This is a genomic window from Reinekea sp. G2M2-21, from assembly GCF_015687175.1.
In the GTDB taxonomy this organism is placed as follows: Bacteria; Pseudomonadota; Gammaproteobacteria; order Pseudomonadales; family Natronospirillaceae; genus Reinekea.
The window spans coordinates 1,132,639-1,153,694 of record NZ_JADPQG010000001.1; the positions used below are offsets into that span (position 1 = coordinate 1,132,639).

Consider the following 21,056-nt stretch of genomic DNA (forward strand, 5'->3'; position numbering starts at 1 on the left):
TTTGTCGTTGTTGTTTGTGTTTTGAGGTTTTCTTGCAAATTCATCGTTTAGGTCGTCTGTCGTATTTGGCCATCACTACCGCCTTGGTGCTGAGTGTCCCCATTTTGGTGATCGCCGGTTTTTTGTTTACGGGTGCTACCGATGTTTGGGTTCATCTCTGGGAAACGGTGTTGCAGGACTACGTTAAGAACTCGCTGGCGTTAATGTTTGGTGTTGGTATCGGCGTGTTGATGTTAGGCGTGGGTTCCGCCTGGTTGACAAGTTGTTGTGATTTCCCACTTCGCAAGCCGTTAACGCTGCTGCTGCTCATGCCAATGGCGATGCCGGCTTACATTATTGCTTATACCTACACAGGACTGTTGGATTTCGCGGGACCGGTACAGACTGCGATTCGGGATTGGACCGGTTTGCGTTATGGGCAATATTGGTTTCCTGAAATACATTCGCTAACGGGTGCCATGCTGATGCTGTCGTTGGTGTTGTACCCGTATGTGTACTTAATGGCTCGCGCCGCTTTTTTGTCGCAGTCTGCGCATGTGTTGGATGTCAGCCGTTCGTTGGGTTTGCCGCCTGTCCAGGGGTTCTTTAAAGTTGCCTTGCCCATGGCCAGGCCGGCTATTGTTGCGGGATTATCTTTGGCTTTAATGGAAACGCTGGCCGATTATGGCACCGTCCAATATTTTGGTGTTTCAACATTCACAACCGGTATTTTCCGCACTTTCTATGGATTCGGTGACGCGGCTGCTGCCGCGCAATTGTCTGCGGTGTTACTGGGGTTTGTGTTTTTACTGGTGGCCCTGGAAAAGTATTCCCGGCGGCGCATTTCATATTTTTCTAACGCAGAGTTCAATCCCGTATCAAAACGTATGTCATTGACCGGGATCCGCGCTTATGTGAGTACCTTTGCGTGCATGATTCCTGTGCTTTTTGGTTTTTTATTGCCGGCAGGTGTACTGATCCGTTGGTCATTGCTGTCCAACGAGTGGCAGCAATCGTCTTTTGTCGACATTGCTGTTAATTCGTTATCGTTAGCGGCAGCGGCTGCCTTTATTTCTGTTCTATTGGCACTTATTCTCGCGTATGCGGTGCGGTTGCAACCGTTTAAGTTGACTCGATTTTCGGTTCAGCTGACATCACTTGGCTATGCGTTACCCGGCACTATTATTGCGATTGGCGTCATCATTGCTTTTGCGTGGCTAGACCATACCATTGTGCCTGTCTTTGAAAAGCTTTTCAGTGTGGATCTTGGATTATTGTTTTCCGGAACGCTGGTGGCGCTTTTGTTTGCCTACACCATACGGTTCTTAGCGGTATCGTTGGGTTCGGTTCAGAGTGGGCTGAATGCCATTAAACCCAGCCTGGATTCGTCGGCCCGTTTACTCGGGCGTAAACCTTTACAGGTACTGAAGGAAATTCATGTTCCTTTGTTGCGCGGCACGGTACTGACGGCGTTCTTAATCGTGTTTGTTGATGTGTTAAAAGAGTTACCTGGAACCATTATTCTGCGGCCTTTCAACTTCAATACACTGGCGGTGCGAGCTTACGAATTGGCTTCCGACGAGCGCTTGATCGATGCGGCGCCCGCGTCCTTGATGATTGTCCTGGTTGGTTTGATTCCTGTGTTTTTGCTGAACCGTTCTATTACAAAGAGTTAACTAATGAGTCCATCTTTGTCTAAACCAAATCATTTGTTGGTTCAACACGTTGAAGTTCGTTACGGCGATGTGGTTGCCGTGTCGGACGTTAATTTGCAACTGCATGAAGGGGAGATAGGCTGTTTGCTGGGACCCAGTGGTTGCGGGAAATCCACCCTATTGCGGGCGATTGCTGGTTTTGAAAACCTCACCAACGGTAGCATCCATATGGGGGAGGAGTGCTTGTCCGATTCGCAGAAAACCATCGCAGCGGAAAAGCGTGGCATCGGCATGGTTTTTCAAGATATCGCGTTATTTCCGCATTTGACGATTGAACAAAACATAGCCTTCGGTTTGCAAAAGCAATCTGCGAGCGAACGTCACAGCCGTGTTACTCAATTGTTGGATTTGATTGGTCTCAGCGGAATGGAAAAACGGTACCCTAACTCACTCTCTGGCGGTCAACAGCAGCGTGTTGCATTGGCCCGGGCATTGGCGCCTAAGCCTAAGATTTTGTTAATGGATGAACCGTTTTCTGGATTGGATGCCACCTTGAAAGAAACCCTGGTTCCGGAAGTCCGAAATATACTGTTAAAGGAAAATATTACCGCGTTGGTGGTCACGCATGACCAGTTGGAAGCGTTCACCATTGCGGACAAAGTTGCGTTGATGAACCGGGGGCGAATTGAACAGTTTGACACGCCGTATACCATCTACCACCAGCCGCAAACCCGGTTCGTCGCGGACTTCATCGGCCAGGGATACTTTATTCCGGCAACGGTATTGAATGACCGGCAAATCAACACGGATTTGGGGGTGCTTGAGTTGATTCACCCGACCTCTCTTGCCGCCGAAACGCAAGTCGATTTATTAGTCCGCCCAGACGACGTATTGCATGACGATAACAGCGACTTTATGGGCATCATTACTAGCAAACAGTTCAAGGGTACCTTTTTTCAATATCAGGTAACTCTGACGAACGGCAGAAAACTACTGTGCATTGCGTCGAGTCACCATAACCATGGTGTCGGGCAGAGGATTGGTATCCGGCTCGACTTGGATCACTTCGTCATGTTTGCTGCAGAAACAGAGGCAGCGACGTAAGTCTCAGTGACTTCTTAATATTTCTTTAAACGCAATGAGACCAATACAGTGCAGCCTAAAAGAATGGTTGCTGCCAGAAGTGTCATGTTTAAGCCGGCCAAAACAAATAACCAACCGGACAACAGGGTGCCCAACAAGCGACCCAGTGCATTACTCATGTAGTAGAAGCCCACATCGAGCGACACACCGTCATGACGGGCCCAGCTCACTATCAGATAGCTGTGAACGGCGCTGTTAATGGCAAAAAGAAAACCAAACCCCAGCAGTAAAAGTGCGGTTGATGCTGCATTTAAATCGTAAAAGCGATCCAGCAACCATATGATCCCAGTAAGCAAGGTGAGTGGTATTGCTGCCAGCAGCGCCAGTTGGCCACCGTTTATCGTCTGCCATCGTTGAGTGAGTTGTGGCGTGATCCCCTGTACGATCCCATACGCGATAATCCAGAAGGCAAAAAAGCCACCCACCTGAAAATGTGACCAAGAGAATTTCTCACTTAACGTAATGGGTAGTGCGACCACAAACCAAGCATCGCGAGACGCGAACAGAAATAAACGCGCCAGGCTAAGCCAGTTAATCGCGGGGCTGTTTGAAAAAAGTTGGCTGAACTTGGCTTTATTTTTGGAACGTCCTAAATCGCTTTTTAACAAGAGGATGCTGCACACCCCGGTGACAACAATCATTGAGAGCAATGTGACAATCGCCCACCAGAAGCCACACAACCAAAGCAGGAAACCACCGAGAAAAAAACCGACACCCTTAAGTGTGTTTTTGGAACCCGTCAGCGCCGCGACCCATTTAAATAGTTGCCCTTGCGCTTCGGCAGGTACCAGCATTTTAATGCCGGATTTTGCGCTCATTTTGTTCAGGTCTTTGGCAATTCCGCTCAACGCCTGTGCTGCCATTACCCAAGGGACGGTAAGCCAGGCACTGGGCACCAATAAGGCGCCCAGAGCTATGGCTTGTAAACCCAAGCCCAGATTCATGGTTTTATTTAGCCCAAAGCGGGCACCTAACCAACCGCCGACCAGGTTCGTCACTACGCCGAATATTTCATAAAACAGGAAGAGAAACGCAATGGACAGCGCGTCATAACCCAATTGATGAAAATACAGCACGATAAGCATACGCAACGCACCGTCGGTTAGTGTGAACGACCAATAATTCAACATAATCAGGCTGTATTGGCGGATGCTTGGGTTTGCGTTCATTACAGGCTGGCCAGCAAGCGCGTCAGTTCTGCGGTTCGGTTCACGTAGCCCCATTCGTTGTCATACCAAACATAGAGTTTTAATTGGGTTTCGTTGATCACCATGGTAGACAGCGCATCGATAATGGCGCTTCTCGGATCGGTTCGGTAATCAATGCTTACCAATGGGCGTTCTTCGTATCCGAGAATGCCTTCTAATGCTCCTTCGGCGGCTCGCTGCAACGCTTGATTGACCTCAGCTTCTGTAACTGCCTGCTGTAATTCAAATACGCAATCGGTTAACGATGCATTCAGCAATGGAATGCGGACTGCGTGCCCATTTAAACGCCCCTTTAACTCCGGAAAGATGGTAGTAATCGCTTTTGCAGACCCGGTCGTGGTTGGAATCAGGCTCATGCCACAGGCCCGAGCCCGGCGCAGGTCTTTATGCGGAGCGTCAACAATGGTTTGGGTGTTGGTCAAGTCGTGTAACGTCGTCATGGTGCCATGTTTAATGCCGAACGTTTCGTGAATTACTTTAACAACGGGTGCCAAACAGTTGGTGGTGCATGATGCGGCGGTGATAATTTGTTTTTCGGCCGTAACCAAATGATGATTGATGCCCATAACAATATTTGGGATCGAGTCGGACTGCACCGGAGCTGTAACGACGACTTTGGTGTTTTTGTCCCGGTAAGGCTGCAAAGCTTCATCGGTTTTAAACACACCACTGGCTTCAATCACAATATCGCAATTTTCCCATGGTGTATCGGAAAGGACTTTGTGGTTGAATACTTGGGTTGGAAACCCTTTAAATGATAGCAGATTCTCATCGATAACGCTGGCAAAGTGTTCGGCTTTGCCGTGAATGGAGTCAAAATTGTACAGGTGTGACAGCGTATGCACGTCGCCCGCAGGGTCATTGATCATCACGATTTGCACATCATCTTTCTGCAATAAAACCCTGGCTGTCAATCGGCCCATGCGACCGAAACCGTTAATACCCACCTTTAACATGCTTATACTTCCTAAGATTAAAGTCGCTATATTATGACAAAAATATGTCAGATTTGTGAATCTGTGTCATTAGCTGGATGCAGTGCGATGCTCCAGCAAGTGAGTGAAATGAGAGTGCGCATAAAAGGGCTGGAGCTGTTTCAGGGGGTGAGTTCTGGGTGCGCTTTAAACCAGGTGCGGCTAAGGTTACGCATGGCGTGGTTCGACAATTCGCCCGCGTCTGTGAAGGCCAGATTTATATCGTTCGCAACCGGTGCATTGGGATATCGGCTGGAGAAGGTTCGCATGCGGCTGGCGATCGTGTTGATAAAGTCGTCGAAGTCGTATGCTGCATCGACTACGGTATAGGCTTCGTTGCTGAATAAAAGATCGTAAGCCATTTCGGTCAGTCGTTGCCGAGTCTGTGCATCAATATCTCCGACATTGAAATTAAGCTTCGGCAACGGCCAGTGAGCTGCTTTGGTGAACTGATTGATCAGAAATTGCTCATTCGCGGATAGTTCACTGACCAATGACTGATACAGTGGCCAATTATCGCGCGTGATCACGCCGAGTTCGATCAGATCAACCATTTCCCGCGCGATTTGCTTTTGAACAGCTGGTGAGGTCTGTGGAATTAAGTGAGGCATATCGTCGTTGGCCATTTGTTGCAGTTGAAGTCGTGAATTGCCAAACCAGTGGTGCAATGCGCTGAATTGGTAAAAGGAGTCGCTATCGGCAATGCCCATCGTTTGTTTCCAGAGTTGATAATTCGTCTCGATGCGCTGCAGTAAATAAGCGTTTCGAATGACTTTAATGCGATCCTTCCGAGCCAAAAAATCCATCACGGTGTGGCTGTTTATCGATTGGTATTGGTAACTTTGCTGGGGCGAAACCGACAACAGGTGAGCTTCGATAGATTTACGGGTGACTTGATGGCCATTCAGTATCTGTCCCCAGAATAACTCAATAAGTTCATCTCTATCATCGTTTGGAATTACAGGTGCTAATGGTTCCGAAGCTTGAGCAGTACAGGGCAGTGCCAGCGACAACCGCTGGTTAATACCGGTCCGATAAGTCTGGCGAGGGCCAATGCATAACTCATAGCTAAAGAAGCGATCCCACCATTCGGAATTGGTGAGGTACTGTTCAAAACTGACCGTGGTCAGCAATGCATCAGGTGCGTTAATAGACAGAATGTCATACAGGAAACGATAAGATTCCTGATTCAAATGTTCACTGTTTTGCAAAAATAACGCAGCCTTATGCCAATCTCGTTTGATGAACAGATTGTAGATACTGAACAGTTCGCCGATCCGTGGTGATTCCTGTAAAAATTCCCGCTCAACTTCATCGATGTTTTTGGTTCTCAGGTAGGTCTGTAATCCGGAGCTGTTGCTGACCGATTCGGATAAATGAAATCGAAGCAGCCGTTCGATTCCTGTCGTCAGTGGTGCGAGTTTTTTGGCGAGGTGTTGGCGTTCAATTTTCAGCACAAAATCACGGTCGTAATTATTCAGCAGGATTTTGGGTGTGAAACTGAAGGACTCAGCGGATACAACCAGATTCATCGGCCAGAATTGATGGCCGACTTTGTCGATGAACGAAAACAGATTGAGGTGAATAAAGCTGCTTTCCGATGAATTTGGTTTATTACCGGGTTGTTGCATTCGTTGTTCCAAAAACAGATTCGTTTGGAACTGAGATTCTTCCGTATACAGTGTTAAACCGTAAAGTTTGTCCAGTTTTAAATAGCTCGCCAGTTCAGCCAGGTAAGGGGCACCGCTTACTAACCGGTCTTGCCATTTATCCTGCATGTTCGCACCAAATGGGGTAGTAAAATAATCTAGAAGCAATTCATTCAAGGTTGATGCAACTTTGAGATCCAGTGGCAGGTATTCCGACTCTGGCGTCGTGGTTGGTGCTTCCTCTGGCGTTGTGACAGAAATCAACGGCAAACTTACGTTGGGGCTGTAAATGGATCTTTGGGGTTGGTTGTAGACCGTGCGTTCCGTGACAACAGCAACGTTGGGTTTTAATTGGTACACCAATAGGGTCATGAATACCCCGAATAACAACAGTAATAGTGCCGGGGCGGATGTTGTTTTTGTTGTCATAGTCGTCCTCTGTTAACTGCAAACACTGAGGCTTTTGCTTCAGCATAGAGGAGATCCAGATGACATTTGTAGCGTTGTGTTTTGAAACGTAACGAATTGCGAATGAGGTTTGAGAGAGCAAAAAAAGGCGATCCGAGGATCGCCTGAAGACTCTTTGGGGGAGTGCTGAAAGTTAGGAAAGACTCAACAAGGATCAGGCAAACTGATTCATCGTGTTGTCTTCACCGGCGGCTTTTAACGCATTGTCACCAGAGAAGTATTCTTTGTGATCGTCTCCGATGTCGGAACCAGACATGTTCTGGTGGCGAACACACGCGATACCCTGACGGATCTCTTTACGTTGAACGCCTTCTACATAGCCCAGCATTCCTGCATCTCCGAAGTACTCCTTAGCCAGATTGTCCGTAGACAATGCCGCAGTATGGTAAGTCGGCAAGGTAATCAGGTGATGGAAGATGCCCGCATGTTTTGCAGCGTCTGCCTGGAAGTTCTGGATACGGCGATCGGCTTCAACACCCAGTTCAGTCGTGTCGTAGTCTGCGCTCATCAGGCTGGCGCGGTCGTACGCGGACAGATCACGACCTTCTTCAGTCCAGGCATCGAATACCTGCTGGCGGAAGTTCAGCGTCCAGTTGAATGAAGGTGAGTTGTTGTAAACCAATTTGGCATTTGGCATTACCGCACGGATGCGGTCAACCATGCCACCGATTTGACCCACGTGTGGTTTTTCGGTCTCAATCCACAGCAGGTCTGCGCCGGCTTTCAGTGATTCGATGCAGTCGAATACGCAGCGGTCTTCGCCAGTGTCTTTACGGAACTGGAACAGACCAGAGGGCAGGCGCTTAGGACGTAACAGCTTGCCATCTTTTTTGATGACAACGTCGCCTTGATTCATGGTTTCAGGGGAGACTTCTTCAACATCCAGGAAGCTGTTGTAAATGTCGCCAGAATCGCCGGGTTCATTAACCACAGCGATTTGCTTGGTTAAACCAGCACCCAGGGAGTCTGTGCGCGCAACGATGATGCCGTCATCAACACCCAGTTCCAGAAATGCGTAGCGTACGGCGCGGATTTTCGCGTGGAAGTCTGAGTGAGGTACGGTCACTTTACCGTCCTGGTGGCCACACTGCTTTTCGTCAGCAACCTGGTTTTCAATCTGAATACAACAGGCGCCGGCTTCAATCATTTTTTTCGCAAGCAGGTAAGTTGCTTCTTCGTTACCGAAACCTGCGTCGATGTCGGCAATGATTGGAACAATATGCGTTTCATGATTGTCGATTTTGTTCTGGATTTCCTGTGCTTTGATCTGATCCCCGGCTTTGCGCGCAGCGTCCAGTTCACGGAAGTAGCCACCCAGTTCACGGGCGTCTGCTTGGCGCAGGAAGGTGTAGAGTTCCTCGATCAGGTTCGCAACCGCGGTCTTTTCGTGCATGGACTGGTCTGGCAATGGACCGAAGTCGGAACGCAGAGCAGCAACCATCCAGCCAGACAGGTACAGGTACTTACCTTTGGTGTTACCGAAGTGCTTCTTAATAGAAATCATCTTTTGCTGGCCGATAAAGCCATGCCAGCAGCCCAGTGACTGTGTGTACTGGCTATTATCGGCATCGTACGCAGCCATGTCTTCGCGCATGATTTTGGCGGTGTATTTGGCGATATCCAGACCGGTTTTGAATTTGTTCTGTGCGCGCATGCGGGCAACAGATTCTGCATCGATGGCTTCCCAAGGCTGGCCTGCGGCTTCTTTCAACGCGGCTGCGGCTTGAATATCGGTTTTGTAAGCTGACAAGTTGCCTGTCGTCATAATCAGATTCCTCTTGTTGTTATCTCTAAGTCGAAGTGGCCCATTTGCGTCCTGTTCCCCTCCGGATATGACAAAACAATAGTTCGATGGGTATGATTCGCCTAATTTATATGTATAATTTTCGACATAACCCGTGTGAATTAATGTTTGTGTAATTAAAACAATCAGCGAAATTTCGCTAAAAGAATAAAAATTGACTACGAGAAATAAAAAATGCACTTAAACCGAGTCGATATGAACCTTCTGGTGTATCTGGATGCCCTGCTGCGAGAGCGAAGTGTGACCAAAGCTGCACACAAGTTGGGAATCAGCCAGCCTGCTATGAGTAATGGTCTGCGTCGTTTGCGCGATTTGTTCGAAGATCCGTTGTTGATCCGAACCTCGGACGGCATGACCCCGACAGAACGGGCACGCGAGCTTGAGCCAATGTTGCGTTTGGCTCTGCAATCGTTGGAGAAGGTCGTGCAACCCAGAGCACACTTCGACGCCCATGAGTCTCATCGCGTGTTTCGCATTATGGCCAGCGACTACGCTGAGTCCACGCTAATCCCGGCTTTGTTGAAGCGGTTAACAGTTGAGGCGCCGAATGTGTCGCTGGATATCATGACGCCCAGTGATGTGAGCTTTTCGGACGTTGAGCAGGGCCGAGTAGATATGGTGATAAACCGTTTTGATACCTTGCCTCAATCCTTTCACCAGATGACGGTTTGGTCCGATAACTTCTGTTGTATGTTAAGTGCCGACAATCCAATCCTCGATAACTTTAGTCTGGCGAATTACCTGGAATCCCGCCATGTCTGGGTAAGTAAAACCGGGTATGGTGTCGGTGTTGGAGTGGATCCGTCCGATGTTCAGAAGCTCGGTTTTGTAGATGAAATCCTGCATCAGATGGGTAAAAGGCGGAATATCGCGGTGTTTACCCGGCACTACCAAGCTGCCATGCTGCTCGCCGAAGAGAATGATCTGGTGGTCACCATTCCGGCACGCGCTGCACACTTACAGGCGTTGAATCCCCGCCTGGCGGTCAAGGCGCCCCCGTTTGAGATTCCCTCATTGTTATTGAAAATGGTATGGAGTCCTTTGTTGCATCATGATCCGGCGCATCGATGGATACGACGGTTGATTGTTGATGTGGCTGAGGAAATTCCTGCGCCGTATTTTTAAGGTTTCTCTATATATTCATAGTGTGAATGTAATGAATAAAAATCATTTATTAGGTAGATCGATCTCCTCGGCCTATGATCGGTACCAATAGGATGAGCCAAAAAAGGGTTAAAAATGACTGACTATATTCAAACAGGCGGCCTGAAGGTTGCTGAATCTCTCTATCAGCTGGTTAATCAGGAGATCTTACCGGGTACCGGTGTCGAACAAGCCCAGTTTTGGCAGTCATTGGAATCGATTTTTTCGGACCTTGGGCCGGAAAATCAACGCCTGTTGGCTGTGCGGGATCGAATGCAGCAGCAAATTGATGACTGGCATCGCAGCCGTCAGGGGCAACCTCATGACGCTCTACAATATCATCAGATGTTGGAAAGTATTGGTTATCTGTTGCCGGAAGTGGACGATTTCGAGATTTCAACCACGGGAGTGGACACCGAGATTGCACAGCAGGCCGGTCCGCAGCTGGTGGTACCGGTCAAAAATGCCCGTTTTGCCTTGAATGCAGCGAATGCGCGTTGGGGGTCTTTATATGACGCACTCTACGGGACTGATGCCATACCTGAGACCGATGGTGCTGAAAACGCCGGTGGATACAATCCTGTGCGTGGTAGCAAAGTTATTGCTTTTGCCAAGCAGCACTTGGATACGGTGGCACCGATTGCTGGTGCCAGTCATGCAGATGTTGTTCAGTATCAGATTCAAGGCGGTAAGTTGGTTTTGACGTTGACCAATAAAGAAACGGTGCACTTGGCTCAGCCTGAACGATTCGTTGGGTTTCAGGGCGATGTTGATAAGCCAACCGCGGTATTGTTAAAGCATAATGGCTTGCACGTTGAGATTCAGATCGACCGTGATCATTTGATTGGCAAGACCGATCTGGCTGGTGTTAAAGATGTGGTGGTTGAAGCGGCCTTAACGACCATTATGGACTGCGAAGACTCTGTCGCCGCTGTTGATGCTGAAGATAAGGTTGAAGTTTACCGTAACTGGCTCGGTCTCATGCAGGGTAACCTGTCTGCTGAGTTCGTGAAGGGCGGGAAAACATTGACTCGGAATCTGGCGTTGGACCGGCACTATACAGCGGCCGATGGTTCTGAGTTGGTGCTACATGGGCGCAGTTTGATGTTTATCCGCAATGTGGGCCACCTGATGACAAATCCTGCCGTTCTGAACGCAGACGGTGCCGAAATTCCGGAGGGTATTCTCGACGGGATGGTGACCGTTTTGGCGGCTATGCATGACCTAAAAGCAACGAACTCGTTATCCAACAGTCGCACCGGCAGTGTGTATATCGTTAAACCAAAAATGCATGGGCCGGAAGAGGTGGCCTTTACCGTTGCTTTGTTCGAGCGTATCGAGAAAGCTCTGGGGTTGGCTCAAAACACGTTGAAGGTGGGCATTATGGATGAAGAGCGTCGAACGTCTCTCAACCTGAAAGCCTGCATATTTGAAGCCAGAGAGCGTGTTGTATTCATTAATACCGGTTTCCTGGATCGCACCGGTGACGAAATTCACACCAGTATGCATGCCGGTGTGATGATTCCTAAAGCTCAGATGAAAGCCACAACCTGGATACAGGCCTACGAGAATAATAATGTTGATGTTGGGTTGGCCTGCGGTCTGCCTGGCAAGGCTCAGATCGGCAAAGGTATGTGGGCCATGCCGGATGAAATGGCGAACATGCTGGTGCAGAAGATTGCGCATCCGCAGTCCGGAGCAAACACTGCCTGGGTGCCGTCACCAAATGGCGCGACACTGCACAGTACCCATTATCATCAGGTCAACGTTTTTGAACTTCAGGAAACGTTACGCAACCGTGCTGCAGCGCGTCGCGAAGACATTTTACAGATTCCATTAATGGCTAATCCTTCTGAATTAACGGCTGAGCAGATTCAAGCGGAGCTGGACAACAACGCGCAGGGTATTCTCGGTTATGTGGTTCGTTGGGTGGAGCAGGGGGTGGGTTGTTCTAAGGTGCCGGACATCAATAATGTCGGTCTCATGGAAGATCGCGCGACGTTGCGGATTTCAAGTCAGCATGTTGCGAATTGGTTATTGCACGGTGTGACCAATGAAGCACAGATTATGGAGACGCTGGAGCGTATGGCGGCCATCGTAGACCAACAGAACAAAGGTGATGTAGGTTACCAGCCGATGAGTCCTGATTTTGCCAGTAGTGTCGCGTTTCAGGCTGCTAAAGATCTGATCTTTAAAGGGGTTGAGCAACCGAATGGCTATACAGAGCCGCTGCTGCATGCATATCGCTTAAAGGCAAAATTGCAGTAAGTTTGTCAGAGGTCCGATTGTCGGGGCTAGCGCCCCGACAATCATGAATTCAATTTGCTTTGACCACGCAAATGGTTTCCAAATCGTTCGCTTCGAACCCTGAAATGTTTTTGATGGTGACATCGGCAATGGCGCTCAGCGCTTCTTCGGTAAAAAATGCCTGATGACCGGTGATCATGACATTGTTGAAAGTTTGCAGGCGGGCAAAAGTGTCGTCATATAGGATCTTATTAGAGTTGTCTTCAAAAAACAGATCCGCTTCTTCTTCGTAGACATCCAACCCCAGATACCCGACTTTGCCGGTTTTTAACGCGTCGATCACCGCGCGCGTATCGATTAAGGCTCCGCGACTGGTGTTAATCAGCATGACGCCTTGTTTCATCTGATGCAGGCTATTGCTGTTGATAATGTGTCGGGTGGAAGGCAAAAGCGGACAATGCAAAGACAAAATATCGCTCTCCGCCCAGATCTGTTCCAGTGGTACATAACGAGCATCTGTTTGTTCTACTTCCGGATTGGGAAATGGGTCATGGCAGATGACCTTGCAACCGAAACCCAGCATGATGCGGATAAACGCTAGTCCAATTTTACCAGTGCCGATGACTCCGACTGTTTTTCCGTGCATGTCAAAACCTAATAGCCCATGCAGAGAATAGTCGTTCTCACGAACGCGGTTGTGCGCGCGGTGAAGGTTTCGATTCAGGCATAATGAGAGTGCGACTGCGTGTTCGGCTACCGCGTAAGGTGAGTATTCTGGCACCCGTGTGACGGTTATGCCGTGTTGCTCGCTTTGAGTAAGATCAACGTTATTGAAGCCGGCACAGCGCATGGCGATCAGTTTAACGTTGTTGGCTGCCAGAGTGTCGATAACAGGGGCAGATAAGGTATCGTTGACAAAACAGCAAACTGCATCAAAACCCTGAGATAGCGCAGCTGTCTGTTCATCAAGGTGCGGTTCGAAAAAGGTGAGCTCATGCTGGCCATTATTGATGGCATTCAAGTGAGCCTGGTCGTAGGGTTTACTGCTGAATACGGCAACTTTCATGTGGTTTCCTGATTGGGCTTAAGGTGACAGTGTTACAGGCTGATTGTTTATCCAGAGTTTCTGCACAATCATGTCATCTTTAATTTTATCTTCTTTGTAGGTGGTGTAGCGCACCGGGATAAAATCGTAGTCTTTGGCGACCCAGATGAGTTTCTTTTCATCGGGCTTAAGTGGCTTGGTTTGTTTGAGAATAAAGGTGTGTATTCGTCCGGATTCGAGCGATAGCAGTTCTTCGCCAATAATTTCAAACGTAATGTCATCTGGGCGTGAGTAGCGCATGTATCGATAGGAAAAGGATGTTTGCTGCCCACTGATCAGTGCGGCTCGTAATGGCAATTGAAAGCTTAGTGGGTCGTGAATAACTGAGTTGAGTGGGAACTCATAATCGTCTTTTTTCACGGTGCCGGTTATTTTCTTTTCGTTCCAGTTGAACAGCCAGTCAATGTTTTCTTTCACAAACAGAAACTTTGTTCGTTGCTGATATTGGCTGGGTTGATAGCCCAGGTTGCCGGTGTTGCCAATGGAAACTTCTTTGTGGCGCAGTGGGCCGCCTTTGATGTCGAGCAGTAACGTCCAATTGCCGGTCTCAGTCATGCTGAACTCGATATCGCCTTTCGCTTTCAGGTCGAGTGCCCCATGGCGGGTTGCTTCGATTTCTGCACGGTAATTACTGAGCTCGGCAGTGCTCAAAGATGCCAAGCTCAACAGGCTGATAACGATGACAGATTGTAGCAGTCGTTTCATAGGGCAGTGTTTGACCGAATAAAGTGAATTGCGACTAAGTATCCGGTAAAAGCTTGGGAAACTGAAGAGGGGTGCCATCCAATATCGGTAAGCCTTCAGCAAAGGTTAAGCGTTCCGAGCATAACCAGGCTAATGCCTCAGGATAGAGCCGATGCTCTGATGCCAAAACACGTTTACTCAGACTGAGTTCCGTGTCGCCGGTTTTAATGGCAACTTTTGCCTGCAGGATAAGCGGACCGCCATCCAACTCAGGCGTGACAAAATGAACCGTTGCACCGGCTTCCTTATCGCCAGCTTCTAATGCTCGTTTGTGCGTGTGTAAGCCTGGGTACTTTGGCAGCAGCGAAGGGTGAATATTGATCATTCGGCCTAAGTAGTGCGTGACAAATTCATCGGTCAAAATACGCATAAAACCTGCAAGAACCACAAAATCGGGTGCGTAGCTGTCGATACGGTCGCTCAATGCAGCATCGAAAGCGGCTCTGTTGGTAAATTGCGTATGATCCAGTGTGATCGCATCAGCTCCGGCTTTCACCGCACGCTGCAGTCCCATGACATTAGGTCGGTTGGAAATAACAGCGGCCACGCGACCCTGAATGCTGCCTTTGTCACAGGCATCCAGAATCGCTTGCAGGTTGCTGCCGCCACCGCTGATCAGAACGACGAGTTGCTTCATGAGGTCAGCCGTTAATGCCTTCAATGATGACACTATCTCGGGCCTTGGCTTCAATGCTGCCGATGCTGACGGGTGATTCACCCAGCTGGCTTAGTTTGTCCAGAATCGCCTGTTCAGCGGCAGCAGGTACAACTAAAATTAAACCAATGCCACAGTTAAAGGTTCGGAACATTTCAACATCTGTAATATTGCCTTGAGATTGCAGCCAATTGAATACTTCAGGCATTTGCCATTGGCTGGCATCAATTCTCACTGCCAGGTTTTCAGGTAGTACCCGTGGCAGGTTTTCCCAGAATCCGCCCCCCGTGATGTGAGAAATGGCGTGTACGGGCTGTTCTTTCAGTAGTGCCAAGATGGGTTTGACGTAAATACGGGTTGGTTCGAGTAACGCCTCAGCCAGAGTTTTGTTGCCCAATTTGGCGTTGGTGTCGGCGCCGGATACTGCAAGAACTTTACGGATCAATGAATAACCATTCGAGTGCGGTCCTGATGACGGCAAGCCAATAACCTTGTCGCCAGCGTTCACCTTGCTGCCTTCGATAATCTGGTCTTCTTCGACGATACCAGTGCAAAACCCGGCTAGATCGTATTCTTCACCTTGATACATACCGGGCATTTCAGCGGTTTCGCCACCGACCAATGCGCAATTCGCTTGTTTGCAGCCTTCGCCGATACCGGCCACAACGCGGCTGGCAATGTCGACACTGAGTTTGCCAGTGGCGTAGTAATCCAAAAAGTAGAGTGGTTCAGCGCCTAGAACGATCAGGTCGTTAACACACATGGCAACCAGATCAATACCAATAGTGTCGTGGTGATCCAGATCCATCGCCAGTTTCAACTTTGTGCCCACACCATCGGTTCCGGAAACCAGGATAGGTTTCTTGTAGCCTTCGGGTATGCGGCAAAGCGCTCCAAACCCACCAATTCCGCCAAGGACTTCCGGGCGACGTGTCGCTTTAACCGTGCCTTTAATCCGTTCGACTAATGCATTACCTGCATCAATGTCGACACCCGCGTCTTTATAGCTGAGGGAAGGTTTGTTTTGGTCTGTCATTTGGGGCTCCAAATCGTTGAAAAAGTGGCCTGATCGTGAGGCGCGCGGATTGTAACAGGGTCTTACGCATTGTTCAGCATGTCTGTTTGGTCAATTTTTTACCGTTGGGGCGGGCAGTAAAAGCGTAAATAATGGATAAGGGGTCACTGCATTTTCTGTAACGCTCTGTCACAATAGACGGATTGTTTCAAAATTATGAGTTTACTGGTCAATGAAGAGTTTTTTCCGTTTGAGATCCTTGCAAATAAGCCGTCGTATTCAGCTAAACCTCGTATTGCTTGCGTCTGCGCTTTTGGGCGTATCAGGTTCAGTGATAGCGGCGTCGACGGTGGATTTGTACCAAGAACAGGTCGTGGTTAGCCAAAACGCCTCTCAAAAGGAACAAAATGAGGCGATTCAGTCCTCGTTTGCCCGATTATTGGTTCGGGTTACTGGTATTACACAGGTACTTGAGTACCCAACCGTTATCGATGAATTAAAACAGGGCAGCAAATACCTGGCGACATTCCGGTTTGAGCCCAGTGATGTATTTTTTACCAATGTTCTGGGTGAAAAAGTCCCCACCAAATTAATGAACCTGACTTTTGATAAAAAGACAGTCGATGCATTTCTTGTGCAGAATCGACTTCCGGTGTGGGGTGAGAAGCGTCCGGATGTTCTGTTTTGGATCGCGGATCGTTTAGAAGGGCAGGATCACATTCTGGCCGATGCAGAAGAGTCACGGTTAGCGACCATAGTGGCAGAGCAGACCGATATTCGGGGCATTCCTTATCTGCTGCCTATTATGGATCTGACGGATTCGCTGACGTTGTCTTTTTCTGAGCTCTACGGCCTTTTTTCACAGGATATAGAAGTGGCTTCCGAGCGCTATAAACCGGAAGCTATTTTGACCGGGCGGGTATTAGCAGGCTCGGATGAAAACAGTTATCAGGCCGACTGGCTAATGTTGTTCAAAGGTGAACGGCTCCGTTTACCAACGGTAACTGGAACCCTGGATGAGGTCATTGCGCAGGGAGTTGACCTTGTTGCACAACGATTGTCCGAGCAATACGCACTTATTCTGGATCCGCTGATGTTAGGCAATCTCACTTTAAAGGTATCCGATATTCAAAGTCTGGGTGAGTTTGCTGCGCTCGAAAGTTACCTGCGGACCATCAATATTATTACCAAAGCGACGGTGCGGTCTTTTTCCGGCACCGATGTGGAATTTAATGTCGAAATCAGTGGTGATCAGTCTCAACTTCAGGATGTATTGGCTCTGGATGGCCAACTATCCCCCGTTGAAGAGGTCTCACTGGAGGCGCAGCTAGACAATAGGTTGGTATTCCAATGGCAGGAAAAGAAATAAACCTTAAGGACAAAATATCATGCGAATGACGGACTCTCAGAAATGGTTGGTCTTGGCCGGTGGGCTTTTGTTTGGTGGCTTGTTGGTGGTGTTGGCGCCCATCCTCAGTCCTTTTTTAACCGCAGTTCTACTGGCGTATTTAGGTGATCCTTTGGTCGATAAGCTGGAAGAGTGGAAGCTCTCCCGAACCAACGGTGTGATTGTCACGTTTCTGATTTTAATGTTGATTCTTGGTCTCGCAGCCTTGTTGTTGATCCCTGCCTTGGTTCAACAGGCTGATGAGTTGATTAAGTTAATACCCAAGGGTTTCGTCTGGTTCAAAGAGGTAGCAACGCCTTATCTAGAAAATCGATTTGGTATTGAACTGATTCAGTTTGACTGGCTCGAACTCAGTAAAAAACTGGATTGGGGTGCGACTGGCAATGTAGTGAAAGCTATTATGGCGAACGTCACTCAATCGGGTATGGCGCTTATCTCCTTTGTGGGTAATTTGGTTTTAATTCCGGTAGTGACTTTCTATTTATTAAGAGACTGGGATGTCTTGGTCGAACGTATCGGCTCCCTGATACCGCGTTACTACATTGGTCCCGTCAGCGATCTGGCAAAGCAGTGTCATGAAACGTTAGGCGCCTTTTTCCGCGGTCAACTGCTAGTGATGCTGGCGCTAGGCATTATATACGCCATCGGCATGATGCTGGTTGGCGTTGACCTTGGGTTACTGATTGGTATGTTGGCGGGGCTGGCGTCTATTGTGCCTTATCTGGGTGCTATCGTCGGTATTGGTGCAGGTTTGATTGCCGCGTTTTTTCAGTTTGGCGATATCCTGCATCTTGTCTTGGTTGTCATTGTGTTTGCCGTTGGTCAGACTCTCGAAGGTACTGTATTAACGCCAAAATTGGTCGGTGATCGGATTGGGTTGCATCCTGTTGCCGTGATTTTTGCTGTGCTCGCCGGTGGTCAGTTGTTTGGTTTTGTTGGTATCTTGTTAGCTCTGCCCGCTGCAGCAGTCATTATGGTTATGTTACGCCGGATCCATTTTAACTACCGGGCCTCCAGTTTGTACGGTGAGCCGTTGGCCGACAGCGTAGAAAATGAACAAGAATTACAATCGCTGGCAGAGCAGGTTGATAGCATTACCGATGCTGAAGATACTTCACTGCAGGATGATAACGAGGAAAACAAGGCATGAAATCATCCGTGAGCCAACAAATGCCATTGCATGTTGGCTTCCGCGAAGATGCGGTATTTGAGCATTATTTACCCGGCGAGAATGCCGTTGCCGTGGGAACGCTGCGGCAAGCTCTGGCGAAATTGTCCGACCATCTGATATTCCTCTGGGGCGCGCGCGGAACCGGTGTGAGTCATCTTTTACAGGCGGCGATTCATGACTTGCAGACACAGGGATTGGACGCATTGTATTTGCCTTTGGGCGAATGCATCGATTATGGCCCGGATGCGCTCGACGGCTTGGATGAAATGCAGGCGTTGGCGATCGACGATATAGACTTGGTGGCCGAACACGAACAATGGCAAGAGGCTTTGTTTCATTTATACAACCGCATGCGTGATGCCGAGAAACTGTTGATTGTTGGCGGTCAGCGTAGCCCATTGCATCTGACGTTGACCTTGGCTGATTTAAAATCGCGTCTGAGCTCTGGCTTAACCCTGCAGCTGATTCCAATGGGTGATGAAGATCGTGTGGATTGGGTGATCTGGAAAGGGCGTCGCAGAGGGTTGGTTATCGAGCGCGATGTCGCTGAATTTCTGATAACTCGACATAACCAGAATATGTCTGAGTTGGTGGCAACTTTCGATCAGTTGGATTCGGCCTCGTTAGCCGAAAAGCGACGGATTACGATTCCTTTTTTAAAGCAGGTGTTGGCGTTGTGACGAGTCCCAAAGGACATTCAGAAGTTTTAAAAAAAACGCACTCTTTTGAGTGCGTTTTTATGTAACCTGCGGTTACTTCAGATAAGGGTTGTTGTTGCTCAGTGATATCTTGTTGGCAAATTCGGACAATGAGATCTCTGTTGCCGACATGGTAATGTCTTTCTCGGACATCACGGATTCACCAAAAGAATATATTGCGCTGACACCTTCTTGCCTTGATGTTTGATCGTACGCAACCTGGGCTTCGATGACTTGTTCATTTGAGTTTAGATATTGTTTGAACAAGGTCGTGCCGTGACGCTGTTGCATCAGTTCTTTCGTTTTTGCTGGCGAAAGTATCAACGCGCTGGCGTTGTTGCCACCAAAACCTTTGGAATTGATCACGGTGCCCAACATATCCTGACCTTCTTCACCGGCATAGCCATGGTCCATCAGAATGTTCAGATGGCTATCGTGAACGTCATCAGCGATGTGATCTATGGTTTTTATGCCGGGGATATAGCCTGTATGCCAGACCCCCAGTGCAGCGGTGATCTGGTCAGCTGCGGCTGGACCAAGTGAATGACCAACGTAAGATTTAATCGCTGAAACCGCCCAGTTTTCAATGGCAAACGTTTTTGCAACTTCGTTAATAATATGAGATTCCGTTACTCGGTTTTGTGGTGTCCCGGTGCCATGCGCCATTACGAATGTTTTACCAACATCATGTCCGAGAATGCCTTTGGCAAGTGCCGCAGATTTAGCCATGGTAATGTAATTACCCACACCGGGTCCGGAAATGGATTTCTTATTGGCATCGGCATTGACGAATACATCAGCGACTGAACCAAATACCGTCGCACCGAGTTCCAGAGCGAGTTCATCGTCCATTAAAACCAGAAATTGTGCGGATTCGGCCATGGTAAAACCCGCATTCGAGGAGAACGGACGGCAAGCACGTCGGTTGTCGGGCAGTTCTGTGTCGTCTAGCTGGCATAACTGTTCATCTTCAGCTAGAGCGCCCATGACACGGAAGCCTTCCATGATTTCAGGTACGACCGGAGCCTCAGCATTACCAACAATGGCAACACGACATTGGCCTGCTTGAATATCAATAATACCCTGACGTAAATTATAGAGAAATGTTGCACAAGCGCCCGCATTCGAGCCGGTATTGCCGACGCTGTTGATCATATAGCTATTTATAAAGTCAGCAGTCATTTCTGGCAGCGCCAGAGGCATCATTTTTGATGTTGTGCGTTTGCCGTTATAGCCCGCTTGATAGAGACCTTTAATTCCAAATTGATCCAGTTGAGAAATCGCCGATCCGGCATATACCGAAACGGCATCTGGTGAGACTTTTGCCAATATGTCTTGCCAACGTATTCCAATAGATTGGATAGCATCAGAGGCACCATAAACCGCCATTTGCAATCCACGTGGGTGGTGAGCGGAGTTATAGAGATTTCCGGGATTAAAACCTGATGGTAATTGGCCAGCCGAGGATACGCGGGCTTTGTAATGATCGGGCAGAATGGCGTCGAAACTGCCGGACACAGTCACCTGAACAGTTTTTGAATCGACATCGGTTATTTCCCAACCCTCAGGGCGGGTATCGGGCAACTGAGATTTTTTGATCTGGAAGCTGATTGGGTTGGACACATTCAGCGTTGCCTTTTTGCCACTTTTAACGGCATCTGGATTGTAATGTGCGTCCGCTTCAATCTTGCGTACCAGCGTGCCTTCTTTGATTTCTGCCACTGCGTGGGCATGTTCAATATCAATCCCCATCAACGTTGCTAAATCCTGCCAGGTGGAAACCATTTCTTCGCTGGACAGTGCGTCATGGACCATCCGCTTGTGTCCATGGTGGGAGGAGGAGCGGCCCGCAGCATTAATACCACCTATGCCGACAATTACTGGAAGTTTTTTCATATTGAACCCAGACAGATTAAATGATTTGCGAGCAATATACGGCGGAATACGCTAACTTGTTAGGATTAAAAGGACAAATCTTTGACTAATTCGG

The 21,056-nt window shown here is 48.6% G+C and carries 16 protein-coding genes; 7 read left to right on the top strand and 9 right to left on the bottom strand.

Annotated elements, in window-relative coordinates:
• Nucleotides 1-32: 32 nt before the first annotated feature.
• Nucleotides 33-1,655, top strand: a complete 1,623-nt coding sequence (locus IYN85_RS05200) for an iron ABC transporter permease (RefSeq protein ID WP_230390475.1) — start codon at nt 33-35, stop codon at nt 1,653-1,655.
• 3 nt (nt 1,656-1,658) lie between these two features.
• Nucleotides 1,659-2,738 (top strand): ABC transporter ATP-binding protein, encoded by a 1,080-nt coding sequence (locus IYN85_RS05205; RefSeq protein ID WP_196157765.1) that lies wholly within the window; start codon nt 1,659-1,661, stop codon nt 2,736-2,738.
• A 14-nt stretch (nt 2,739-2,752) separates the two neighbouring features.
• On the opposite strand, the gene arsJ is transcribed toward IYN85_RS05205, so the two are convergent.
• The 4 genes from arsJ to IYN85_RS05225 all read right to left on the bottom strand — a co-directional run bounded on the left by arsJ (nt 2,753) and on the right by IYN85_RS05225 (nt 8,841).
• Nucleotides 2,753-3,946 (bottom strand): organoarsenical effux MFS transporter ArsJ, encoded by a 1,194-nt coding sequence (gene arsJ / locus IYN85_RS05210; RefSeq protein WP_196157766.1) that lies wholly within the window; start codon nt 3,944-3,946, stop codon nt 2,753-2,755.
• Nucleotides 3,946-4,941, bottom strand: coding sequence for an ArsJ-associated glyceraldehyde-3-phosphate dehydrogenase (locus tag IYN85_RS05215; RefSeq protein WP_196157767.1), 996 nt, complete (start codon nt 4,939-4,941; stop codon nt 3,946-3,948). The genes arsJ and IYN85_RS05215 overlap by 1 nt, the downstream gene beginning before the upstream one ends.
• Nucleotides 4,942-5,081: 140 nt before the next feature.
• Nucleotides 5,082-7,037: a hypothetical protein gene (locus IYN85_RS05220; protein ID WP_196157768.1), complete on the bottom strand. Its 1,956-nt coding sequence runs from the start codon at nt 7,035-7,037 to the stop codon at nt 5,082-5,084.
• A gap of 193 nt (nt 7,038-7,230) precedes the next feature.
• Nucleotides 7,231-8,841: an isocitrate lyase gene (locus IYN85_RS05225; RefSeq protein WP_196157769.1), complete on the bottom strand. Its 1,611-nt coding sequence runs from the start codon at nt 8,839-8,841 to the stop codon at nt 7,231-7,233.
• A gap of 213 nt (nt 8,842-9,054) precedes the next feature.
• Here IYN85_RS05225 and IYN85_RS05230 point away from each other — a divergent pair, with 213 nt between their 5' ends.
• Together IYN85_RS05230 and IYN85_RS05235 are read left to right on the top strand one after the other, a co-directional pair.
• A complete protein-coding gene (locus IYN85_RS05230) occupies nt 9,055-10,005 on the top strand; it encodes a LysR family transcriptional regulator (protein ID WP_196157770.1) in 951 nt (316 codons plus the stop codon).
• A gap of 114 nt (nt 10,006-10,119) precedes the next feature.
• Nucleotides 10,120-12,291 (top strand): malate synthase G, encoded by a 2,172-nt coding sequence (locus IYN85_RS05235; protein WP_196157771.1) that lies wholly within the window; start codon nt 10,120-10,122, stop codon nt 12,289-12,291.
• A 49-nt stretch (nt 12,292-12,340) separates the two neighbouring features.
• On the opposite strand, the gene IYN85_RS05240 is transcribed toward IYN85_RS05235, so the two are convergent.
• From IYN85_RS05240 to purM, 4 genes are read right to left on the bottom strand one after another with little or no spacing between them, the layout of a single operon-like run.
• Nucleotides 12,341-13,336 (bottom strand): 2-hydroxyacid dehydrogenase, encoded by a 996-nt coding sequence (locus tag IYN85_RS05240; RefSeq protein ID WP_196157772.1) that lies wholly within the window; start codon nt 13,334-13,336, stop codon nt 12,341-12,343.
• 18 nt (nt 13,337-13,354) lie between these two features.
• Complete coding sequence (locus IYN85_RS05245) at nt 13,355-14,080, bottom strand: DUF3108 domain-containing protein (RefSeq protein WP_196157773.1); 726 nt, start codon at nt 14,078-14,080, stop codon at nt 13,355-13,357.
• 34 nt (nt 14,081-14,114) lie between these two features.
• On the bottom strand, nt 14,115-14,756 hold the full coding sequence (gene purN / locus IYN85_RS05250) for a phosphoribosylglycinamide formyltransferase (protein ID WP_196157774.1): 642 nt from the start codon (nt 14,754-14,756) through the stop codon (nt 14,115-14,117).
• 4 nt (nt 14,757-14,760) lie between these two features.
• Nucleotides 14,761-15,810 (bottom strand): phosphoribosylformylglycinamidine cyclo-ligase, encoded by a 1,050-nt coding sequence (gene purM / locus IYN85_RS05255; protein ID WP_196157775.1) that lies wholly within the window; start codon nt 15,808-15,810, stop codon nt 14,761-14,763.
• 328 nt (nt 15,811-16,138) lie between these two features.
• Between purM and IYN85_RS05260 the strand changes: the two genes are divergently transcribed.
• Genes IYN85_RS05260 through hda form a run of 3 tightly spaced genes read left to right on the top strand, consistent with a single transcriptional unit; the run spans nt 16,139 to nt 19,048 of the window.
• The gene (locus tag IYN85_RS05260; RefSeq protein ID WP_196157776.1) at nt 16,139-17,158 is read left to right on the top strand and encodes a DUF2066 domain-containing protein; all 1,020 of its coding nucleotides are present in this window, start codon (nt 16,139-16,141) and stop codon (nt 17,156-17,158) included.
• 19 nt (nt 17,159-17,177) lie between these two features.
• Nucleotides 17,178-18,347 carry an AI-2E family transporter gene (locus tag IYN85_RS05265; protein ID WP_196157777.1) on the top strand — a complete coding sequence of 390 codons (1,170 nt, stop codon included), beginning with the start codon at nt 17,178-17,180 and terminating at the stop codon, nt 18,345-18,347.
• On the top strand, nt 18,344-19,048 hold the full coding sequence (gene hda, locus IYN85_RS05270; RefSeq protein ID WP_196157778.1) for a DnaA regulatory inactivator Hda: 705 nt from the start codon (nt 18,344-18,346) through the stop codon (nt 19,046-19,048). The genes IYN85_RS05265 and hda overlap by 4 nt, the downstream gene beginning before the upstream one ends.
• Nucleotides 19,049-19,120: 72 nt before the next feature.
• Here hda and IYN85_RS05275 read toward each other — a convergent pair whose 3' ends face one another.
• A complete protein-coding gene (locus IYN85_RS05275) occupies nt 19,121-20,962 on the bottom strand; it encodes a beta-ketoacyl synthase (RefSeq protein WP_196157779.1) in 1,842 nt (613 codons plus the stop codon).
• Nucleotides 20,963-21,056 lie beyond the last annotated feature (94 nt).

Coding starts and splice junctions, on each gene's coding strand:
- IYN85_RS05205 (WP_196157765.1), top strand. CDS start 1,659: ATGAGTCCATCTTTGTCTAAACCAAATCATTTGTTGGTTCAACACGTT.
- arsJ (WP_196157766.1), bottom strand. CDS start 3,946: ATGAACGCAAACCCAAGCATCCGCCAATACAGCCTGATTATGTTGAAT.
- IYN85_RS05215 (WP_196157767.1), bottom strand. CDS start 4,941: ATGTTAAAGGTGGGTATTAACGGTTTCGGTCGCATGGGCCGATTGACA.
- IYN85_RS05220 (WP_196157768.1), bottom strand. CDS start 7,037: ATGACAACAAAAACAACATCCGCCCCGGCACTATTACTGTTGTTATTC.
- IYN85_RS05225 (WP_196157769.1), bottom strand. CDS start 8,841: ATGACGACAGGCAACTTGTCAGCTTACAAAACCGATATTCAAGCCGCA.
- IYN85_RS05230 (WP_196157770.1), top strand. CDS start 9,055: ATGCACTTAAACCGAGTCGATATGAACCTTCTGGTGTATCTGGATGCC.
- IYN85_RS05235 (WP_196157771.1), top strand. CDS start 10,120: ATGACTGACTATATTCAAACAGGCGGCCTGAAGGTTGCTGAATCTCTC.
- IYN85_RS05240 (WP_196157772.1), bottom strand. CDS start 13,336: ATGAAAGTTGCCGTATTCAGCAGTAAACCCTACGACCAGGCTCACTTG.
- IYN85_RS05245 (WP_196157773.1), bottom strand. CDS start 14,080: ATGAAACGACTGCTACAATCTGTCATCGTTATCAGCCTGTTGAGCTTG.
- purN (WP_196157774.1), bottom strand. CDS start 14,756: ATGAAGCAACTCGTCGTTCTGATCAGCGGTGGCGGCAGCAACCTGCAA.
- purM (WP_196157775.1), bottom strand. CDS start 15,810: ATGACAGACCAAAACAAACCTTCCCTCAGCTATAAAGACGCGGGTGTC.
- IYN85_RS05265 (WP_196157777.1), top strand. CDS start 17,178: ATGCGAATGACGGACTCTCAGAAATGGTTGGTCTTGGCCGGTGGGCTT.
- hda (WP_196157778.1), top strand. CDS start 18,344: ATGAAATCATCCGTGAGCCAACAAATGCCATTGCATGTTGGCTTCCGC.
- IYN85_RS05275 (WP_196157779.1), bottom strand. CDS start 20,962: ATGAAAAAACTTCCAGTAATTGTCGGCATAGGTGGTATTAATGCTGCG.